Origin of the sequence: Burkholderia sp. LS-044 (genome assembly GCF_004803625.1) — a bacterium.
GTDB lineage: Bacteria > Pseudomonadota > Gammaproteobacteria > Burkholderiales > Burkholderiaceae > Burkholderia > Burkholderia cepacia.
In genome coordinates this window covers 53096-73171 of record NZ_SSWO01000003.1, presented here as the reverse complement: position 1 = coordinate 73171, position 20076 = coordinate 53096, and the positions used below count along the sequence as shown (strand labels likewise).

Annotated in this window: 19 protein-coding genes; 5 read left to right on the top strand and 14 right to left on the bottom strand. The window is 69.8% G+C overall.

Features of this window, described 5'->3' with window-relative positions; all coding sequences use genetic code 11:
- Positions 1–10: 10 nt before the first annotated feature.
- From E9536_RS08720 to hutH, 9 genes are all read right to left on the bottom strand, one after another.
- Positions 11–817 carry a gamma-glutamyl-gamma-aminobutyrate hydrolase family protein gene (locus E9536_RS08720; RefSeq protein WP_059693038.1) on the bottom strand — a complete coding sequence of 269 codons (807 nt, stop codon included), beginning with the start codon at positions 815–817 and terminating at the stop codon, positions 11–13.
- Between the two features lie 168 nt (positions 818–985).
- Complete coding sequence (locus E9536_RS42630) at positions 986–1210, bottom strand: hypothetical protein (protein ID WP_080982012.1); 225 nt, start codon at positions 1208–1210, stop codon at positions 986–988.
- Between the two features lie 326 nt (positions 1211–1536).
- Entirely contained in the window at positions 1537–2334 is a 798-nt protein-coding gene (gene hutG / locus E9536_RS08710) for an N-formylglutamate deformylase (protein ID WP_059682406.1), read from the bottom strand.
- A gap of 60 nt (positions 2335–2394) precedes the next feature.
- Positions 2395–3771, bottom strand: coding sequence for a formimidoylglutamate deiminase (locus tag E9536_RS08705; protein WP_136469732.1), 1377 nt, complete (start codon positions 3769–3771; stop codon positions 2395–2397).
- An 8-nt stretch (positions 3772–3779) separates the two neighbouring features.
- Positions 3780–5003, bottom strand: coding sequence for an imidazolonepropionase (gene hutI, locus E9536_RS08700; RefSeq protein ID WP_136469731.1), 1224 nt, complete (start codon positions 5001–5003; stop codon positions 3780–3782).
- A gap of 4 nt (positions 5004–5007) precedes the next feature.
- Positions 5008–5658 (bottom strand): HutD family protein, encoded by a 651-nt coding sequence (locus E9536_RS08695; protein WP_060172981.1) that lies wholly within the window; start codon positions 5656–5658, stop codon positions 5008–5010.
- Positions 5659–5660: 2 nt separating this feature from the next.
- Positions 5661–7349 (bottom strand): urocanate hydratase, encoded by a 1689-nt coding sequence (gene hutU / locus E9536_RS08690; RefSeq protein WP_027786936.1) that lies wholly within the window; start codon positions 7347–7349, stop codon positions 5661–5663.
- A gap of 38 nt (positions 7350–7387) precedes the next feature.
- Entirely contained in the window at positions 7388–8083 is a 696-nt protein-coding gene (gene hutC / locus E9536_RS08685; protein WP_027786935.1) for a histidine utilization repressor, read from the bottom strand.
- A gap of 4 nt (positions 8084–8087) precedes the next feature.
- On the bottom strand, positions 8088–9611 hold the full coding sequence (gene hutH, locus E9536_RS08680) for a histidine ammonia-lyase (RefSeq protein WP_027786934.1): 1524 nt from the start codon (positions 9609–9611) through the stop codon (positions 8088–8090).
- Positions 9612–9824: 213 nt separating this feature from the next.
- Here hutH and E9536_RS08675 point away from each other — a divergent pair, with 213 nt between their 5' ends.
- Entirely contained in the window at positions 9825–10757 is a 933-nt protein-coding gene (locus E9536_RS08675; protein ID WP_136469730.1) for a glutamate/aspartate ABC transporter substrate-binding protein, read from the top strand.
- 21 nt (positions 10758–10778) lie between these two features.
- On the opposite strand, the gene E9536_RS08670 is transcribed toward E9536_RS08675, so the two are convergent.
- The gene (locus tag E9536_RS08670; protein ID WP_060172984.1) at positions 10779–11534 is read right to left on the bottom strand and encodes a 4'-phosphopantetheinyl transferase superfamily protein; all 756 of its coding nucleotides are present in this window, start codon (positions 11532–11534) and stop codon (positions 10779–10781) included.
- Between the two features lie 183 nt (positions 11535–11717).
- Positions 11718–12758 (bottom strand): alpha/beta fold hydrolase, encoded by a 1041-nt coding sequence (locus tag E9536_RS08665; protein WP_136469729.1) that lies wholly within the window; start codon positions 12756–12758, stop codon positions 11718–11720.
- Positions 12759–12911: 153 nt separating this feature from the next.
- Between E9536_RS08665 and E9536_RS08660 the strand changes: the two genes are divergently transcribed.
- Together E9536_RS08660 and E9536_RS08655 are read left to right on the top strand one after the other, a co-directional pair.
- Positions 12912–13853, top strand: a complete 942-nt coding sequence (locus tag E9536_RS08660; protein WP_136469728.1) for a LysR substrate-binding domain-containing protein — start codon at positions 12912–12914, stop codon at positions 13851–13853.
- Positions 13854–14044: 191 nt separating this feature from the next.
- The gene (locus E9536_RS08655; protein ID WP_027786929.1) at positions 14045–15277 is read left to right on the top strand and encodes an MFS transporter; all 1233 of its coding nucleotides are present in this window, start codon (positions 14045–14047) and stop codon (positions 15275–15277) included.
- A 135-nt stretch (positions 15278–15412) separates the two neighbouring features.
- Here E9536_RS08655 and E9536_RS08650 read toward each other — a convergent pair whose 3' ends face one another.
- Positions 15413–16891 carry a deoxyribodipyrimidine photo-lyase gene (locus E9536_RS08650; protein ID WP_136469727.1) on the bottom strand — a complete coding sequence of 493 codons (1479 nt, stop codon included), beginning with the start codon at positions 16889–16891 and terminating at the stop codon, positions 15413–15415.
- A 352-nt stretch (positions 16892–17243) separates the two neighbouring features.
- Between E9536_RS08650 and E9536_RS08645 the strand changes: the two genes are divergently transcribed.
- Both E9536_RS08645 and E9536_RS08640 read left to right on the top strand, forming a co-directional pair.
- A complete protein-coding gene (locus E9536_RS08645) occupies positions 17244–17723 on the top strand; it encodes an SRPBCC domain-containing protein (RefSeq protein ID WP_048026203.1) in 480 nt (159 codons plus the stop codon).
- A 13-nt stretch (positions 17724–17736) separates the two neighbouring features.
- Positions 17737–18189, top strand: coding sequence for a nuclear transport factor 2 family protein (locus E9536_RS08640; protein ID WP_059675867.1), 453 nt, complete (start codon positions 17737–17739; stop codon positions 18187–18189).
- A gap of 89 nt (positions 18190–18278) precedes the next feature.
- On the opposite strand, the gene E9536_RS08635 is transcribed toward E9536_RS08640, so the two are convergent.
- Both E9536_RS08635 and E9536_RS08630 read right to left on the bottom strand, forming a co-directional pair.
- Complete coding sequence (locus E9536_RS08635; protein WP_060205003.1) at positions 18279–19259, bottom strand: hypothetical protein; 981 nt, start codon at positions 19257–19259, stop codon at positions 18279–18281.
- 17 nt (positions 19260–19276) lie between these two features.
- Complete coding sequence (locus tag E9536_RS08630; RefSeq protein WP_060084090.1) at positions 19277–20068, bottom strand: SDR family oxidoreductase; 792 nt, start codon at positions 20066–20068, stop codon at positions 19277–19279.
- Positions 20069–20076 lie beyond the last annotated feature (8 nt).

Genomic DNA, 20076 nt, shown 5'->3' with positions numbered 1-20076 from the left:
TCGGCCTCTGTCAGTCGACGTCGGATGCGGCCGGCGACGGCATCGCGCCGCCGGCCGCATGAATGCGATGGGTCATGCGCGCGCGGCACGCCGCGCCGAATGCCGCGAAGATGTCGCGCGACAGCGGCTGTTCCGCGTAGCGCCATTCGGGATGCCACTGCACGCCGAGCGCGAACGCACGCGCGCCGCGCACGCTGACGGCCTCGACCAGCCCGTCGGGCGCGCTGGCTTCGACGACGAGCCCCGCGCCGAGCTGCGCGATGCCCTGGTCGTGCAGCGAATTGACCGTCGCTTCGGGTGCGCCGTGCGCGATCCGCTGCAGCAGGCCGCCCGGCGCGAACTGCACGACGTGCGCGGGGCCGTACTGCCGTTCGAGCGGATCGGCCGGCCGCTCGCGGTGATCGTCGAAGCCGGTCGTCGCGTGCAGCCGCTGATGCAGCGTGCCGCCGTAGGCAACGTTCAGCTCCTGCATGCCGCGACAGATCGCGAGTACGGGCACGCCCGCGTCGATCGCCGCGCGGATCAGCGGCAGCGCGGTCGCATCGCGCGCGGGATCGTGCAGCGTGTCGGGCGCGCTCGCGGCACCGCCGTAATGATGCGGCTCGACGTTCGAGTAACTGCCGGTCAACAGCAACCCGTCGACCGCCGCGACGATCGCATCGGCCGGCTGGCGCGCGCCGAGCGCGGGCAGCACGAAGGCAAGCACGCCCGCGCCGTCGACGAGCGCGGCCAGGTACTTCTCCCCCGCCGTGTGGTTCGGATGCGCACCGCGCAGGATGCGGTCGGCGGTCACGGCTACGATCGGTCGCGCACGCATGGGTGTCTCTCCGGCAATCGCGCGCGACACGTTCGCACGCGGGACGATGAAGGTTCGCGCCGGCACCGCCCGCGCGCACCACGATGCGCCGCATGCCCAAACGCGATCCTGCCGCGCGGACGATGCGGCAACAGGCGGTGCGGCCCGGAACGGACGTGGAAAGGGACGCTAGGGCAACAACGATGCGCTGCCGTCGCACTGCACCGCGCTGAACACGCGGGCAGCCACGAGGTTGAAGCGGCGCAGGCCGCGACGGGAAATGGCGAAGAAACGAGGTTCGCGCAAAGAGGCGGCACGCGTGCCGCGATCAGCATGCCGGATCGGCCCGGCCTGAGGCGGCGCGCCCGCCGACGGACTTCGCGTCCGGCGTATCGAAGGGCTGGCGGCTTTCACGATCGTACTCGACTGACGGATGAATGCAGGACACGTGTCGCGATGAAGCGCATGCGGCAATGCCGCGCGGCGACACGTCGGCAAGGTGTCTCGCCGCGCATTCCGGTGCGGTGCGGCCACGATCGATGGCCCGCCGCCGGTGCGCGCGTGACGACTTCCTGACATTCAGCTTATATCACCCAAAAATTGCGTCAAATTTTCAGGTGCGGATGACGACATCGATCAGACGAAACCCGGACGAAAAAAAACGGCACCGATCTCGTGGATCGATGCCGTGTTGTGCATTGCATCGGTGCGGCACGCTGCCGCATCCGCGCGGCCCGGGTTCAGCGATGCGCGAGCGCGGTTTCGACGAGCGTCTGCAATAGCGGCACAATCCGCGCCGCACGCGTTTCGTCGTACGCGTAGGGGCGCGTCTCTTCCATGTAGGTGATCTGCGAGAGCTCGAGCTGCACGGCCTCGACGCCCGTTTCGGGCACGCCGTAGTGGCGCGTGATGTAGCCGCCCTTGAAGCGCCCGTTCGCGACGGCCGTATAGCCGCCATGTTCGAGCACGCGCGCGGCGAGCGCTTCCGCCAGGCCCGGCGCGGCACTTGCACCGCTCGACGTGCCGAAGTTGAAGTCCGGCAGGCGGCCGTCGAAGAAGCGCGGCACGTGCGAGCGGATCGAATGCGCTTCCCACACGAGCACGCGGCCGTGCTCGCGCTTCAGGCGTGCGACCTCGCCTTGCAGCGCGTCGTGATACGGCAGCCAGTAGCGGTCGCGGCGACGCATGATCTCGTCGTTGCCGGGCAGCGCGTTCGCCGGATACAGCGGCGCCTTGTCGAACGTATCGACCGGCACGAGCCCCGTCGTGTCCTGCCCCGGGTACAGGTTCTCGTTGTCGGGCGGACGGTTCAGGTCGACGACGTAGCGCGCATGCGACGGCACGAGGATCGATGCGCCGAGGCCGGCCGCGAAGCCGTACAGCCGTTCGAGATGCCAGTCGCAATCGTCGACGAAACGCGCGTCGGCCGTCATCGTCGCGGCGATGTCGTCGGGGATGTGCGTGCCTGCGTGCGGAATCGAGATCAGCAGCGGCAGCGTGCCCTGCTTCAGCGTGAATACAGCCGGTTGTTCAGTCATGTCGCATCACCGTTGAAAGTCTGCCGGCGCACGCAGGCGGCGTGCGCCGGTTGCCGCGCGTCAGCGCAGCAGTTGCGCCAGCGCGGCGCGGTAGTCGGCATACGCGACGGCTTCGTCGCGATGGCGGCGGCCGCTCACGACGCGCTCGCCGCCCGTGTAGACGTCGAGCACCGGCGTCTCGCCGTGCTCCGCGAACACGATACCCGACAACCACGACGTGCTGTCGTGTTCGGCGATCGCCGGATGATCGGGATCGAGCACGAGCCAGTCGGCGCGGCACCCTTCGCGCAGCGCACCGACGCGCCGCCCGCTGGCCTGCGCGCCGCCCGCGAGCGACGCGTCGAACAGGCGATCGGCGACATGCGCCTGCGTGTCGCTCGCCAGCACGTTGCGCGCGCGGTGCACGAGCCGTTGCCCGTATTCGAGCAGGCGCAGCTCGGCACGCCAGTCGACCGACGCGTGGCTGTCCGAGCCGACGCCGATCACGCCGCCTTGCGCGAGATAGTCGACGGCCGGGAACACGCCGTCGCCGAGGTTCGCCTCGGTCGTCAGGCACAGGCCGGCGACCGCGCGACGCTGCGCGAGCGCGGACGTTTCGGCCGCGTCGACGTGCGTCGCGTGCACGAGACACCAGCGCGCGTCGACATCGAAGCGATCGAGCAGCCATTGCACGGGGCGCGCGCCGTAGGCACGCACGCAGTCGTCGACTTCGGCCGTCTGCTCGGCGATATGGATATGCACGGGCGCGTCGTCGGGCAGCCCGTCGAGCAGCACGCGCAACCCGTTCTCGGACACCGCGCGCAGCGAGTGCGGCGCGACGCCGTAGCGCAGCCCGCCGTGCTCCGGCGCCGCGCGACGCATCGCGTCGAGCAGCTCGAGCAGGCCGTCGGGCGTATTGATGAAGCGGCGCTGGTCGTCGCGCGGCGGCTTGTTGCCGAAGCCGGCGAACTGGTACGACACGGGCAGCATCGTGATGCCGATGCCGGCCGAGCGCGCGGCGTCGACCACGCGCGTGCCGAGTTCCGCGATCTGCGGATAACGCGAGCCGTCCTGCGCGTGATGCACGTAGTGGAATTCGCACACCGACGTATAGCCGCACTTGAGCATCTCGACGTACAGCCAGCGTGCGATCGCGGCGAGCGCGTCGGGCGTGATCTTCAGCGCGAAGCGGTACATCAGGTCGCGCCAGCTCCAGAAGCTGTCGGCCGGATTCGCGCGGTATTCGGTGAGCCCCGCCATCGCGCGCTGGAACGCGTGCGAATGCAGGTTCGGCATGCCGGGCAGCACCGGCCCGGCCGCACGCGCGACGCCTGCCGGGGCGTCGGTGTCGGGCGTCACGCCGGTCAGCGTGCCGGCCGCGTCCCAGCGCAGCAGCACGTTACGGCGCCAGCCGTCGGGCAGGTACGCATGGTCTGCGAACAACAGGGTGTCGGTCATAAGGCTATCTATCCATTCATCCGGCGAAACACGGTCGTGCCGCCGCGTACGACCTGCTCGCACAGCGGCCGGCCGATCCAGTAGGCGAGCTCCGCCAGCGAGCCGACCGACCACGCGGCGAAGTCGGCCTGGCGACCGACCTCGAGCGCGCCGTGGCGATCCGCGCGGCCGAGTGCCGCGGCCGCGTGGCGCGTCACGCCCTGCAGCACTTCGGGCACCGTCATGCGGAACAGCGTGCAGCCCATGTTCAGCGTCAGCAGCAGCGATTCGAGCGGCGACGTGCCGGGGTTGTGATCGGTCGCGAGCGCGATCGGCACGCCGTGCTTGCGCAGCAGCTCGATCGGCGGCAGTTGCGTCTCGCGGATGAAGTAGTACGCACCGGGCAGCAGCACGGCGACCGTGCCGGCCGCCTTCATCGCCTCGATGCCGGCTTCGTCGAGGAATTCGAGGTGGTCGGCGGACAGTGCCCGATAGCGGGCGGCAAGCGCCGTGCCGCCCGCGTTCGACAGTTGCTCCGCATGCAGCTTCACGGGCAGCCCGCGCCGCGTCGCGGCTTCGAACACGCGCTCGGTCTGGGCGAGCGAAAAGCCGATGCGTTCGCAGAACACGTCGACCGCGTCGACGAGGCCTTCATCGGCCAGCGCCGGCAGCATCCGGTCGCACACTTCGTCGATGTATTCGTCCGCGCGGCCCGCATATTCCGGCGGCAGCGCATGCGCGCCGAGGAACGTCGTGTAGACCGTGACCGGGAAGCGCTCGCCGAGCTGGCGCGCGACACGCAGCATCTTGCGTTCGCTCGCGAGGTCGAGCCCGTAGCCCGACTTGATCTCGATCGCGGTCACGCCTTCGGCCAGCAGCGGCTGCAGCCGCGCGGCGGCCTGCACGAACAGCGTCGTCTCGTCGGCCGCGCGCGTCGCGCGCACCGTCGACACGATCCCGCCGCCCTGCCGCGCGATCTCCTCGTAGCTGACGCCCGCGAGGCGCTGCGCGAATTCGTCGGCACGCGTGCCGCCGTACACGAGGTGCGTATGGCAGTCGACGAGGCCGGGCGTCACCCACGCGCCGTGCAGATCCTCGCGCCGCCAGTGGGCATAACCGTGCGGCAGCGCGGACATCGTGCCAAGCCAGGCGATCGTGCCGGTTTCGTCGACGGCGATCGCCGCGTCGTCGATCGTCTCGTCAGGATGGCCGTGCGGACACAGCCTCAGGTGATGCCAGACAGTCGGTTTCATGCGTTCAGTCTCGTTCGCCGATGGCGAGCGACACGGCGAGCAACGCGCCGCTACCGCTCACGACGACGTCAAACGCACGCCGCGGCCCGTCGAGCCGCAACGTGTCCATTTCTTCCAGTGTGTAGCGCGTGCCGTCGATTTCAACGGCGACCTCGCCGGCCGCGCAAAACAACAGCACGGTATCGGCGTGCCCGATGCGGTGCGCGCCTGCGCGCCACACGTCGAGCGTGCCGCGCGCGGCCGAACGGCGCGTCATCAGGTTGAAGTCGCGCGTCGCGCCGTCGTGCAGCGTCGCGTCGATCGCCGCCTCGCCCGCGAAATCCGCGCGGGCCAGCGGTGCGTCGAGCACGTGGCGTGCGCCGCCTTCCTCGGCGAGCGTCATGCCCGCGCCGGACAGCAGCACGAGCGTGCGGTCGACGCCGTCGAAACGCGAGAACGGGCCGTCCGTGCCGACGTCCGCGACGCTCACGCGCCACGCGAACGCGTCGAGCGCGGCGCCCGGCGGCGCCCCGAAGGAAGTCCCCGTGGGGGAAAACGCCGCGATTTCGCGCGTCACGCCGCCGCCGTTCTTCCATGGCGACGCGACGAGATCCGCTGCGCGGATCACCGCGGCGGCCAGCGTCGCGTTCGCCGGCGCCTGGTGGAGCGCCGTCATGCTCAGCGGCCGAGCATCGGCAGCTTCAGGCCGGCTTCGCGGGCCGTCTGCTGCGCGAGTTCGTAGCCGGCATCCGCATGGCGCATCACGCCCGTCGCCGGGTCGTTCAGCAGCACGCGGCCGAGACGCTCGTGCGCTTCGGCGGTACCGTCGGCGACGATCACGACGCCCGAGTGCTGCGAGAAGCCCATGCCGACACCGCCGCCATGGTGCAACGACACCCACGATGCGCCGCCTGCGGTGTTCAGCAGCGCGTTCAGCAGCGGCCAGTCGCTCACGGCGTCCGAACCGTCCTTCATCGATTCCGTCTCGCGGTTCGGGCTCGCGACCGAACCGGTGTCGAGGTGGTCGCGGCCGATCACGATCGGGGCCTTCAGTTCGCCGTTCTTGACCATCTCGTTGAACGCCTGGCCGAGGCGATAGCGATCCTTCACGCCGACCCAGCAGATCCGCGCCGGCAGGCCCTGGAACGCGATGCGCTCACGTGCCATGTCGAGCCAGTTGTGCAGGTGCGGATCGTCGGGGATCAGCTCCTTCACCTTCTGGTCGGTCTTGTAGATGTCTTCCGGATCGCCCGACAGCGCGACCCAGCGGAACGGGCCCTTGCCTTCGCAGAACAGCGGGCGGATATAGGCCGGCACGAAACCCGGGAAGTCGAACGCGTTCTCGACACCCATTTCCAGCGCCATCTGGCGGATGTTGTTGCCGTAGTCGAGCGTCGCCGCGCCGCGCTCCTGCAGCGCCAGCATCGCGCGCACCTGGACGGCCATCGACTGCTTCGCGACCTTCACGATGCTCTGCGGATCGACCTTCTGCGCTTCGCGCCATTGCGCGACGGTCCAGCCTTGCGGCAGGTAGCCGTTGATCGGGTCGTGCGCGCTCGTCTGGTCGGTCACGCAATCCGGCGTGATGCCGCGCGTGACGAGTTCCGCGAACACGTCGGCCGCGTTGCCGAGCAGGCCGACCGACACCGGTTTGCCGGTGCGCTTCGCTTCCTCGATCATGCCGAGCGCCTCGTCGAGCGTCGTCGCCTTCTTGTCGACGTAGCGCGTCTTCAGGCGGAAGTCGATGCGCGTCTCGTCGCATTCGACCGCGATCATCGAGAAGCCGGCCATCGTCGCGGCCAGCGGCTGCGCGCCGCCCATGCCGCCGAGGCCGCCCGTCAGGATCCAGCGGCCCGACGGATCGCCGTTGAAGTGCTGGTTCGCGACCGAGAAGAACGTTTCATAGGTGCCCTGAACGATGCCCTGGCTGCCGATGTAGATCCAGCTGCCGGCCGTCATCTGGCCGTACATCATCAGGCCCTTGCGGTCGAGCTCGTGGAAGTGATCCCAGTTCGCCCAGTGCGGCACGAGGTTCGAGTTGGCCAGCAGCACGCGCGGTGCATCCTTGTGCGTGCGGAACACACCGACCGGCTTGCCCGACTGGATCAGCAGCGTCTCGTTTTCCTCGAGATCCTTCAGCGACGCGAGGATCTGGTCGTAGCACTCCCAGTTGCGCGCCGCGCGGCCGATGCCGCCGTACACGACAAGCGCATGCGGATGCTCGGCGACTTCCGGGTCGAGGTTGTTCTGGATCATCCGGTAGGCCGCTTCGGCCAGCCAGGTCTTGCAGACTTTCTCGCTGCCGCGCGGCGCGCGGATCGTGCGCGTCGGATCGAGACGGGGATCGATGTGTTTCGGATGGTTCATGACGACTGCTCCCGAGGGAAATGAATATCAAATAGGAATCAGAAATGCCCGGTGAAGCGATAACGGCTGCCGGGATGCCACAGATTCGCCACCGAGGCGACGACGCCCTGCGACCAGGTGCGCCGATGTAAAACCAGACACGGCTCGACGTCGTCCATCCGCAGCTGCTCGCGCCGCTCCGGCGCCGGGGCCGCCGCTTCGATCCGGTACTCGACGCGCTGCAGCGGAGCCGCGCGCATCAGGTACAGGTTCGGCGTCGTGTTCGTGAAATCCTGCTCGGCGTAATCCGGCGCGACCGCCGGATTCACCCACCGCTCTTCGAGCTGCACCGGCTCGTCGTTCTCGAAATGCAGCACCTGCGAATGAAACAGCTTCGTGCGCACGGCCACCTGCATCTCGTCGGCGAGCACCTCGTCGGCGCGGATCGTGTCGAGGCCGAGCACGCTCGCGCGATACGCATGCCCGCGCGCGCCGACCTCCTCCGAGATGCTGCGGATCGCCACCAGCGTCGACTCGTACTTCGGCCGCGCGACGTAGGTGCCCGCGCCCTTCATGCGTGTGAGCACCTGCTCGGCCGTCAACTCGCGCAGCGCGCGGTTGACGGTCATGCGCGCCACCTTGAACTCGCGCGCCAGCTCGTTCTCGGACGGCACCTGGTCGCCCTCCTCCCACTCGCCTGCGTGGATGCGGGCCAGGATGAAATCCTTGATCTCCTGGTAGACCGGCGCGCTCATGGGCTTACTGTTCCGACGCGAACGAGAACGGCGCGACCTTCGCGAACGCACGCTCGCCGACCAGCTTCGCGATCACCGCGATGTCCGGTGCGAAGTAGTGGTCGAGCTCGTAGTGCGCGACCTTGCCGCGGATCGTTTCCATCACCGGCGCGAGCTTCGGGCTCGTGTGGTGCGGCGCGCGCAGGTCGACGCCCTGGGCGGCCGCCAGCAGCTCGATCGCGAGGATGTGCTTCGTGTTGTCCGCGATGTCGGCGAGCTTGCGTGCGGCGAACGTCGCCATCGACACGTGGTCTTCCTGGTTCGCCGAGGTCGGCAGTGAGTCGACCGACGCCGGGTGCGCGAGCGTCTTGTTTTCCGATGCGAGTGCGGCGGCCGTCACGTGGGCGATCATGAAGCCCGAGTTCACGCCGCCGTCCCGCACGAGGAACGGGGGCAGACCCGACAGCGTCGCGTCGATCAGCAGCGCGATGCGGCGTTCGGCCAGTGCGCCGATTTCCGATGCGGCCAGTGCGAGGTTGTCGGCCGCGAACGCGACGGGCTCGGCGTGGAAGTTGCCGCCCGACAGCACTTCGCCGGTATCCGGGAAGATCAGCGGGTTGTCCGACACGGCGTTCGCTTCGATCAGCAGCACGTCGGCCGCGTGACGCATCTGGTCCAGGCACGCGCCCATCACCTGCGGCTGGCAGCGCAGGCTGTACGGGTCCTGCACCTTGTCGCAATCGCGGTGCGACTGGTTGATCGGCGAGCCTTCGAGCAGCTCGCGATACGACGCTGCCGCGTCGATCTGGCCTTGATGGCCGCGCAGTTCATGAATGCGTGCGTCGAACGGCTTCACCGAGCCGGCGGCCGCGTCGACCGACAGCGCGCCCGCGACGAGCGCGGTGCGGTACAGGTCTTCGATCGCGAACATGTTGTCGAGCGCGAGCGCGGTGGATGCCTGCGTGCCGTTCAGCAGCGCGAGGCCTTCCTTCGCCTGCAGCGTCAGCGGCGCGAGGCCCGCGACGCGCAGGCCGTCGAGCGCGCTCGCCCGCTCGCCGCGGATGAACACTTCGCCGACGCCCAGCAGCACGGCCGACATGTGCGCGAGCGGCGCGAGGTCGCCCGATGCGCCGACCGAGCCCTTCACCGGGATCAGCGGCAGCACGTCCGCGTTGAACAGCTTGATCAGCGCATCCATCACTTCGCGGCGGATGCCCGAGTGGCCGCGGCCGAGGCTCGACAGCTTCAGCGCCATCAGCAGGCGCACCGACGAACGTGCCATCGGCTCGCCGACGCCGACCGCGTGCGACAGCACGAGGTTCTTCTGCAGCAGTTCGAGCTGGTCGTGCGGGATGTGCGTGCTCGCCAGGCGGCCGAAGCCCGTGTTGATGCCGTAGGCCGGCTCGCCCTTCGCGGCGATGTCGGCGACGGCCTTCGCGCCGGCGTCGATCTTCGCGAAGCTGGCCGGATCGAGCGCCAGCTGAACGGATTCGCGTGCGATCTGGCGCAGTTGCGGGAGGGTCAGGTGGCCGGGGGTCAACGTAATCATGTGAGCAATCCTGTCTAGACAAGTTCGGAGTGGTTTGAAGTGTAGCCACCTGAACTTGTCTAGACAACCCGTTTTTCACCGATTTCGACTCGGGAGTTTCCCTGATGCCCGGTGTGGCCCGCCGGACCGGTCAGCGGGATCCGGTTCTTAACATATGTTGCAATTATTTTGTTTTTGGCAACATACGAATCACCACTCGCCACGGAGCCCGTCATGCCCATCCCGCCCCGTTTCATCGCCCGGTTCATCGCCCGCTTCGGCCGCCCCCTGCTCTTCGCCGCGTGCGCACTCGCATGCGGCGCCTCGTTCGCCGCGGAGCCGCTCTCCGGCACGCTCGAGAAGATCCGGCAAAGCAACCTGATCTCGATCGGCCACCGCGAAACGTCGGTGCCGTTCTCCTACGTCGACGCGAACGGCAAGGTCATCGGCTTCTCGCAGGACCTGTGCGACCGCGTGATCGCCGCCGTGAAGGCGCGCATCGGCAAGCCCGACCTGCAGGTGCGCTTCATCCCCGTCACGTCGCAGAACCGCATCCCGCTCGTGCAGAACGGCACCGTCGATCTCGAATGCGGCGTCACCACGAACCTCGCCGCGCGTCACGCGCAGGTCGCGTTCTCGACCACCTTCTTCGTCGCGACGACGCGCCTGCTCACGCGCACGAGCTCGGGCATCCGCGACTTCCCCGATCTCGCCGGCAAGACGGTCGTGACGAACCAGGGCACGACGTCCGAGCGCCTGCTGCGCAGGATGAACGAGGAAAGGAAGATGAACATGCAGATCATCAGCGCGAAGGACTACGGCGAAGGACGCCTCACGCTCGAATCGGGCCGCGCGGCCGCGTACATGATGGACGACGTGCTGCTCGCGGGCGTGCGCCAGCTCGCCGCGAAGCCGGCCGACTGGCAGATCGTCGGCACGCCGCAGTCGTCGGAGGCCTACGGGTTCATGCTGCGCAAGGACGATCCGCAGTTCAAGGCGCTCGTCGACGGCGTGCTCGTGCAGTCGATGAAGCGCGGCGAGATCGATGCGCTGTACGACAGGTGGTTCATGAAGCCGGTGCCGCCGAAGGGGCTCGCGTTCGACTTCCCGATGAGCGACGTGATCAAGGCGCGCTACGCGGCACCGAACGACGCGCCGCTCGAATGAGCGCCGCGCGCTGACGCCGGCTCACGCACGCGTCCACGCGATGCACGCCGCGTAGCCGGGCGCCGCGTCGAGCCACGCCGCGTCGAACGCCGCGACGCCGGCGGCGGGCGCGGCCGGCTCGACGATCGTCGTCGCAGGGGTCGCGACATCGCGCGGCGGCACGACCGCGAACGCTCGCAACCCGCCGACGATGCCGGTGCCGAGCGCCTTGAGCAGCGCCTCCTTCGCCGCCCACACGCGCATGAACGCCGCCGCGCGCGCGGCGGGCGGCACGCTGTCGAGCCACGCAGCCTCGGCGGGCGCGCAGACTTCGCGTGTGAGCGCACGCCAGTCGGCCGCGCGGTCGCAGCACTCGATATCGACACCGACGCGGCCCGCGGGCGCCCACGCGAGCAATGCATGATCGCCCGCATGCGACACGTTGAAATCGAGTGACGTCCGATGCGCGGGGGCCGGCGACGGCCGCCCCGATGCGTCGACGACGATCGCGACCGCATGCGGCGCGACACCGAGGGCCGCGCCGAGCACGTCGCGCAGCGCGGCACGCGTCGCGGCGCTGCGTACCGCATCCTCGTGACGCATGAAGCGCGCGGCGCGCGCGCGCTCGTCATCGCTCAGCGCCGCATAGGCCGGCGACGCGAGCGGCACGCTCCAGTCGAAATCGATACGCACGGCCCGCACACCCGCGCGTGCCGCGGCGGGCGGCACATCGAGCGCGTGCACGCGCCATGCGCGAGCGGTATCGGCCGGAGAAGCAGAATCGGACGGAATGGACATCGGTGCGCAGCAGCCTGTGCCGTGGAAGGAAACGCCCGATGTTAATCGATCGCGCCGGCGCACGAACCGGCTTGTGTGCGACTCGCCGCAGCCGCATCGAATCGGGGCGGCTTCATGTGCCGCATGCGAAGGCCGCGCACGGCAGCACGCCATGCCCGCGACGCACCGGGCAGCCGCCGCGCCTCACCCGTTCGCGGCGACGCCCGGCACGCCGCTGCCCGCCCCTCGCCCGCGCGACGCTGGGTGAAGCGCATGCACGCGGCCCGGCGCATCGGTCGGCAGCACGCCGTGCTGCAGCCAGTACAACGCGAGCGGCCACAGCGTGTCGGTGAAGCGGCTGTGGAAAAACGCGAAATGGCCGATCGCCTCGACGCCGATATCGGCCGGCGCGATCCGCAGATGCGTGACGTCGCTGCCCGTGTAGTAGCCGACCAGCCGCTCGATCGCCTCGACCGTGCCGAACCCGTCGTCGTCGAGGCCGATCGCGAGCATCGGCGCCGACAGTCCCGCGAAGCGGATGGGCAACGCGGCGCGGCTTGCGGCGGGTTCGGCGAGCAGGCCGCGCGTATAACCATCCTCGAAGCGCGCCTGCGAGCGCACCCACGACAACGCGACGCCGCGCGGCGTGTCCTCCATCCAGCCGAGCCGCTTCGCGGGCACGTAGCCGAACATGGCCGCGAGCAGCGGCATCGCAACATGCCACTTCCACCACATGCGCCGCCGTTCGGCCGGCAGGTAATCGCGCCAGTACGCGTACTGCGCGCCGACCGTCACCGCGTGCCGCACGTGTGCGTTCGATGCCGCGAGCCCGAGCGCGAACCCGCCGATGCTGTGCGCGACCACGTCGATCGGCTGGCCCGGAAACGCGTCGCGCGCGTACCGCAGCGCGGCGTCGCAATCGAGCCGCCCCCAGTCGAGCCAGTTCGCGCGCAGCTTCGCGAGCTGCGCCGGGCGCGACCCGCCGATGCCGCGATAGTCGTAGACGAGTACGTCGCGCCCCTGTGAGAACAACCAGGCCGCGAAACGAAAGTAGTAGTCGCAACGCACCGATGTCGCGCAATTGACGACCGTCACGGGCCGCGCGGCGCTGCCGCCGCGATGGCGCCATACATGGCCGCGCAATTCGTAGCCGTCGGCCGCGCGCAGCGTCACGGGCTCGGGCGGCAATGCGCCTGCCGCACGGCTGCCCTGCGTCGTCCCGCTGCTTTCGTTCGAAATCGTCATCGAGTCTCCTGTCGGTCCGAGTTAGGGCTTCAGCGCTTACTCGGACCCCATGCTTCGCGGTCAGCCCCGCACTCCCCGCGCCAGCCTCCATTGAACTTGACGCGCCCCGCGTTCTCAACCAATCTTGCTGCTCCGTTCGCATGAGTCACGCGCATGTCAACGCCACTCGTCCGTCTCCCGTCGCTCGACCTCGTCCGCGGTTTCGTCGCCGTCGGCCGCCGCATGAGCATCACGCTCGCCGCACAGGATCTGTGCGTCACGCAATCGGCGGTCAGCCGCCAGGTGCACGCGCTCGAAGCGCATCTCGGCGTCGCGCTGCTGCAGCGCGGCTACCGGAAGATCGCGTTCACGCCGGAAGGCGAGCGGCTGTTTCGCGTCGCCGATGCGGCCCTGCACGGCCTGCAGGACACCGTCGCGTCGCTCGCCGCCGCACGCGAGCGCCAGCCCGTCACGATCACCGCGAGCATCGGCGTCACCGCGCTGTGGTTGCTGCCGCGGCTCGGGCGGCTGCAGGCGCGCCTGCCGGAGATCGACCTGCGCGTCGCCGCGAACGACAAGGTACTCGATTTGCGCGCCGAAGGCATCGACCTCGGCGTCCGCTATTGCCCGCGCGAGCGCGCGCCGGCCGGCGCGCTGCACCTGTTCGACGAGATCGTCGTGCCGGTCGCCCATCCCGCGCTCGCCGCGCGGCCCGTCACGAACGCGGCCGCGATCGCCGAGCACGTCCTGCTCGAATTCGACGGGCCGCCGCAGCCGCAACTGCAATGGCGCACGCACCTGCTCGCGGCCGGGCTCGGCGACGCGCGCCCGAAAGGCGTGCTGCGCTTCAACCAGTACGACCAGGTGATCCAGGCCGCGATCGCGGGCCAGGGCGTCGCGCTCGGGCGGCTCGCGCTCGTCGCGCCGATGCTCGCGGACGGGCGGCTCGCGGTGCTCGGGCCGCACACGCAGGCGCTGTCGGAGGCGTACGGCTACTGGCTGTTCCAGCACGATCCGGCACCGCGCCGCGAAGTCGCCGAAGTCCGCGACTGGATGCTCGCCGAAGCAGCCGAATGCGATACCGCGATGCGTGCGCACGATACGGCGTCGGCATAGGCCGGAGCCGAAGCTGGTTCGGCGAATGCCGCCGGCCGCGGCCGGGCACGCCCGCCGGATCCCGCGCGCCCTTCGTCGCATTCCCCGCACGCATGCCAACCTGACCGAATGATCGCTTGAGCGTCGACGGGGCCGATCGTCTAATCGGATCGAGTGCGGCCGTTTTGCCGCGCCCCCTTCCGGAGACACGCATGACCCCGATCGAGCAGGAAGTCCGCCGCCGCTGGCTGCCCGTACTGGCCGGCGGCCTGATCATGGGCGCCGCGCTCGGCATCCGCCACGTGCAGGGCCTGTTCCTCGCGCCGGTGTCGCTCGATCACGGCTGGTCGCGCGAAGCGTTCGGGCTCGCGCTGGCGCTGCAGAACCTGATCTGGGGCGTCGCACAGCCGTTCACGGGCATGATCGCCGATCGTTTCGGGTCGCTGCGCGTGATCGTCGCCGGGATGCTGCTCTATGCGGCCGGGCTCGTCACGATGGCGCATGCGGCGACGACCGGCATGTTCACGGTCGGTGCCGGGCTCGTGATTGGCATCGCGTTGTCGGGCTCGGCGTTCGCATCGATCTACGGCGCGCTGAGCCGCCTGTTTCCGCCCGACCGGCGCGGCTGGGCGCTCGGCGTCGCAGGCGCGATCGGCGGGCTCGGCCAGTTCTGCATGGTGCCCGTCGCGCAGGAGCTGATCGGCGGCATCGGCTGGCGGCATGCGTTCATCGCACTGGCGCTCGTCGCAGTGGTGCTCGCGCCGCTCGCCGTGCTGCTGCGCGACCGGCCCGCGCAGGTTGCCGGCGCCGCCGCCGGCCCCGACCAGTCGATCGGCGAAGCCGTGCGCGAGGCGTTCGCGCATCGCGGCTTCTGGCTGCTGAACGCGGGCTTCTTCGCGTGCGGCTTCCAGCTCGCCTTCATCGCGACGCACCTTCCCGCGTACCTGCTGGATCACGGGCTGCCGGCACGCCACGCGAGCGTCGCGCTCGCGCTGATCGCGCTGACCAACGTGGCCGGCACCTATGCGTGCGGCCATCTCGGCGGGCTGCTGCGGCGCAAGTACGTGCTGTCGGTGCTGTACCTCGTGCGTGCGCTCACGATGGCCGTATTCGTCGCCGCGCCGCTGTCGCCCGCGAGCGTCTACGTGTTCGCGGCCGTCATGGGGTTCACGTGGCTCGGCACCGTGCCGCTGACGAACGGCGTGATCTCGCAGGTGTTCGGCGTGCGCTACATCGCGACGCTGTTCGGCTTCGTGTTCTTCGGGCACCAGCTCGGCAGCTTCTTCGGTGTCTGGCTCGGTGCGCTCGTGTACGACGCGACGCATTCGTACATGCCGCTGTGGATCGGCTCGATCGCGCTCGGCGTACTCGCGGCGCTGCTGCACCTGCCGATCAACGACGCGCGCGTCGCGCGTCCGGCAGCGGGCAACGCGGCGTGGGCATGATCCGCGCGGCACTGGCCGCCGGCACGCTCGCGTTCGTCGCGTGGTGCGGCGCGGCCTACTTCGATTCGGGCGTCGCGTACGCGCTGCTCGAACACGCCGCGTTCTGCAATTGAAGCGGCAACCCGGAGCGGGCGGTCAGCGGCGCTTCGGCAATGCGGCCAGCGCATCGAGCGCGCGGGCACGCGCGGCCGCATGCTCGACGAGCGGCTCCGGATAGTCGACGCCGAGCCGCACGCCTGCCGCTTCGAGCTCCAGCGGCGAGGCCTCCCACGGCGCGTGGATCGATACGGCGTCGAGGCCGGTCAGCTCGGGCACCCAGCGCCGCACGTACGCACCGTCCGGGTCGAACTTCCGCCCCTGCGCGACCGGATTGAAGATGCGGAAATACGGCGCGGCGTCGGCACCGCAGCCGGCGACCCACTGCCAGCTCGCCGCGTTGTTCGCGGGATCGGCGTCGACCAGCGTGTCCCAGAACCACGTTTCGCCCGCGCGCCAGTCGATCAGCAGATGCTTGATCAGGAACGACGCGACGACCATCCGCACGCGGTTGTGCATCCAGCCGGTCGTCCACAGTTCGCGCAGGCCCGCATCGACGAGCGGATAGCCGGTCAGCCCGCGCTGCCACGCGCGCAGCGCGGCGGGATCGTCGCGCCACGGCATCGCATCGAACTGCGCGCGGAAGTTGTCGGTCGCGAGTGCCGGAAAGTGGTACAGCAGCGTGTAGCTGAATTCGCGCCAGCCGAGTTCGCTCAGGAACTTGTCGGCGCCCGCCGCGCATGCCGCGCCGCCGGCCTGCGCGGCGCCCTGCACCGCGTGCCACACCTGTCGCGGCGACACGTTGCCGAAGCGCAGGAACGGTGACAGCCGGCTCGTCGCGGGGCGGTCGGGACGGTCGCGCGCATCCGCGTAATCGGCGAGCGAGGTCGTCAGAAACGCGTCGAGCTGCGCGTGCGCGCCGCCTTCGTCGGGCGCGGGCCACGCGTCGCGCAGGCCGCCGGCCCAATCCGGCGCCGGCGGACGCAACGCCAGCGCATCGAGCGCCAGCGCGCGGTCGCTCACGGCCTTCGGCCAGCGATGAAACCCGATCCGTTCGGGCTCGGGCAGCGGCGCGGCCACCGCGCGATCGCGGCGCGCCGCGCGCCAGTACGCGGTGAACACCTGGTACGGCCCGCCGCTGCCCGTCAGCACCTCCCACGGCTCGTTCAACAGGCTGCCGTTGCTGCTCTCGACCGTGACGCCGCGCGCCTTGAGCGACGCCTTCAGCGCCGCGTCGGCGTCGCGCTGCGGTTGCGCATAACGACGGTTCCAGTACACCGCTTGCGCACCCGTGTCGTGCACGACGCGTTCGATCTCGCGCGGCGCGTCGCCGCGCAACAGCAGCAGGCGTCCGCCATGACGCGCAAGCGCCGCGTCGAGGCCGGCCAGCGACCCGTGCAGCCACCAGCGCGCCGCGCCGCCGGGCGCGCGCCCGGCGCCGGCGCCCGTATCGTCGACGAATACGCATACGAGCGGCCGGCCCGACGCCACCGCGCGCGTCAGCGCGGGTTGGTCGGTCACGCGCAGATCGTCGCGGAACCAGACGATCGCGGGAGCAACGGACGACTTGGCGGGCACGGGCACCTCGATGACGAAAGCAGGAAGAGACGCGTATTGTCGCGGCTGCGCCGCGCGGTGTCGACGTTCGGCACGCCGGCGGATCGACGACGGTCACGGCCGTCCCGCCCCCCTGCCGCCCCCGGTGAAACGCCTTAGTCCATTCCGACGATTCTTCGCCGCATGCGCCGGCCTACGCTCGATGTCGGGTACGCCGCGCGGCACGTGCCGGCCGCTACCGGCACCGCGCGTCCCGCCCCTGCCATGCGCGCCGGCCGACGCCGGCGCGGACCTTTCCGACTGCTGCGGCGCCCGGCCGGCCGGGCGCGCGGCCTCACCCGCTACTCACCTGATACTCACCCGATACGCCGCCATGACCAAACCCTCGAATCTCGTCACCTCGATCACCGTCGACATCGACGCACCGGCCTCCGTCGTCTGGGAAGTGCTGACCGACTTCCCGCGCTACGGCGAATGGAACACGTTTTGCGTCGGCTTCGAAACGACCGGCAGGCTCGGCGATTTCGTGCACATGCAGGTGCGCATTCCCGGCACGGAAACCGTGATTCCCGTCGACGAGATCCTCGTCGCGTGCGAACCGGAACGCCTGCTGTCGTGGGAGCAGCGCCCGACCGACGACAACAAGGACGCCGCGCGCCGCGACCAGTACATCGACGCGATCGGCGCGGAACGCTGCCGTTATTTCACGACCGACCAGTTCCTCGGCATCAACGCGGACACGATCATGCAGAACCACGGTGCGTGGGTGAAACAGGGTTTCGACCAGTGCGCGCGCGACGTGAAGCGGCGCGCCGAAGCGCTCCATGCGGCACGCCGGCGCAACGGCGCCTGACCGGGAGCCGCCGATGCCCGATCTGCAAACGCTGTCCGACCATCACGACATCCGCGAACTGATCGTCGCGTATTCGACCGCGATCGACACGCGCGACTTCGACGCGCTCGACGCGGTGTTCACGCCCGACGCGGCGATCGACTATCGCGCGATGGGCGGTATCGCGGGCCGTTATCCGGACGTGAAGGCGTGGCTGCGCACCGTGCTGCCGCGGTTTCCGCAGTACCAGCACCTGGTCGGCAACCTGTCGATCCGGCTCGACGGCGACACCGCGCGCGGCCGCACGATCTGCTTCAATCCGATGGAAGTCGCGCTGCCGGACGGCGGCACGCAGGTGATGTTTCTCGGGCTGTGGTACGTCGACCGGTTCGCGCGTACCGCGCTCGGCTGGCGCATCGCCGAGCGTGTCGAGGAGCGCTGCTACGGTCACAACGTGCCGGCCGTGCTCGCGGGCGCGACCGGTTGATCGCGCCGCAACCCGGCGGCCACACTCCGCCGCCCGCGAGGCGCACGCCGTGCGCTGGATGCACGGCGTGCGCCTCGCGGGCCGTCGCATCAATCGAGCCGGAACGCCGCCTCGAACCGCTCGGCGAACGCGTCGAACTCGGTTTCCGGCAGGTGATTGATGCCGCCCGCGCGCTTGCGCCCGCCGCCGGTCGGAAAGCCGCGACAGAACTCGTCGGCGCCGAGCGGCCGGCCGTCGGGCACGCGCACGCTGACGACGAGCCCGCCGTCCGCGCGCGGCGACAGCACCGCGAGCGCCGCATGCGGCGCGTTGCGCATCCGCTCGTTCGCGAGCATGCCCGTCGCGCGCCGCGCCCATGGATGATCGGGCATCCGGACCAGCGTCGCGCCGGGCACCTCGCGCAGCGGCGCGAGTGCGCACGCCCGTGCCATGTCGTCGCGGTAGCCGTCGCGCAGCGCGGCGAACACGGCGGTCTCGCGCACGAACTCGAGCGGGTCGACGCACGGCAGCATCGCATCGGCGAGTGCCGCCGGGTCGAAATGCAGATCGCCGACACACTCGCCGTACGCGTTGTAGTTCAGGTAGAGGCCCAGTTCGGCGAGCGTGTCGCGCGCCGCGTCGTCGATCCCGTGCTCGCGCGCGAGCGCGCCGCCGAGCGCCGGCAGCTCGTCGCCGAATGCCGCGACGATCGCCCAGCGCACGTGCCGGCCGCCGAGATAACGGTTCACGATCGCGCTCGTGCAGACGTCGGCCGCCGTGTCGATATGCGCGTCGAAGCGCGGATCGTCGGGCAGCTCGCCCGCGAAGTGATGGTCGAAATAGCGGACCGTCGCGCCGTCGCGCAGCAGCCGCGCGCAGGCATCGCGATTCTGGTCGTGCGACACGTCGAGCACGGTGACGATGTCGCCCGCGCGCGCGTCGATCCGCTCGAGCAGCCTGATGTCGCGCTTCACGCCGGTCACGAGCGTGCCGCGCACGCCCTCCGCGAGCCGCAGTTGCTGAAGCGCGCACAGGCCGTCCGCGTCGCCGTTGAACGCAAGGAAGTGTCGTTCGTCGTGGTTGTCCTGCATGATCCTTTGCTCCGTCGTCAGGGCATGAAATCGCCGCCATTTGCGTCGAGCGTCGCGCCCGTCACCGCGTTCGCGTAATCCGACGCGAGGAACAGCGCCGCGCGCGCGCAATCGTCGTCGGTCGGCAGCTTCGCGAGCGCGATGTTCGACGCCACCGGCGCGATCACCTGCTCTTCCGTCATCCCGTATTCGGCCGCCGCCTGCCGGAAATACGTCCGGGTCGGCACGCCCCACATCCACCCCATGTGAATGCTGTTCGCGCGAATGCCGTGCACGCCGAGTTCGCGCGCCAGGTATTTTGCCGCAACGGCGAGCGCCCCCTTCGATACAGCGTAGCCGCCTTCCCCTGCAAACGGCTTGCGGGTCGCCTGCGTGTTGATCATCACGATCGCGCCGCGCTTGTGCCGCTTCATGTGCGGCACGACTTCCTGCGTAAGCGCCATCGTGCCGAACACGTTGGTGTCGAACACCGCGCGCCAGCCGTCGAGGTCGGCCTCCTCCACCGGTTCGGGAAACCTGCCGTGCACGAATGCGCTGTTCACGAGCGCATCGATCCGGCCGAAGCGCTCGACGGCCTGCGTCGCGAGCTGCCGGCATTGTGCGCGATCGGTGATGTCGGTCTTGACCTTCAGCACGTCACAATCGGCGCCGAGTGCGCGGATCCGCGTTTCGGCGTCGTCGAGCTTTTCCGTCGTGCGCGCCGCGACGACCACGCCGCGCGCGCCCTCGCGCGCGGCCTCGACGGCGAGCTTCACGCCGAGCCCCGGCCCGATCCCGGAAATCACGACGATCTTGTCCTTCAGCAACATGGCTTGTC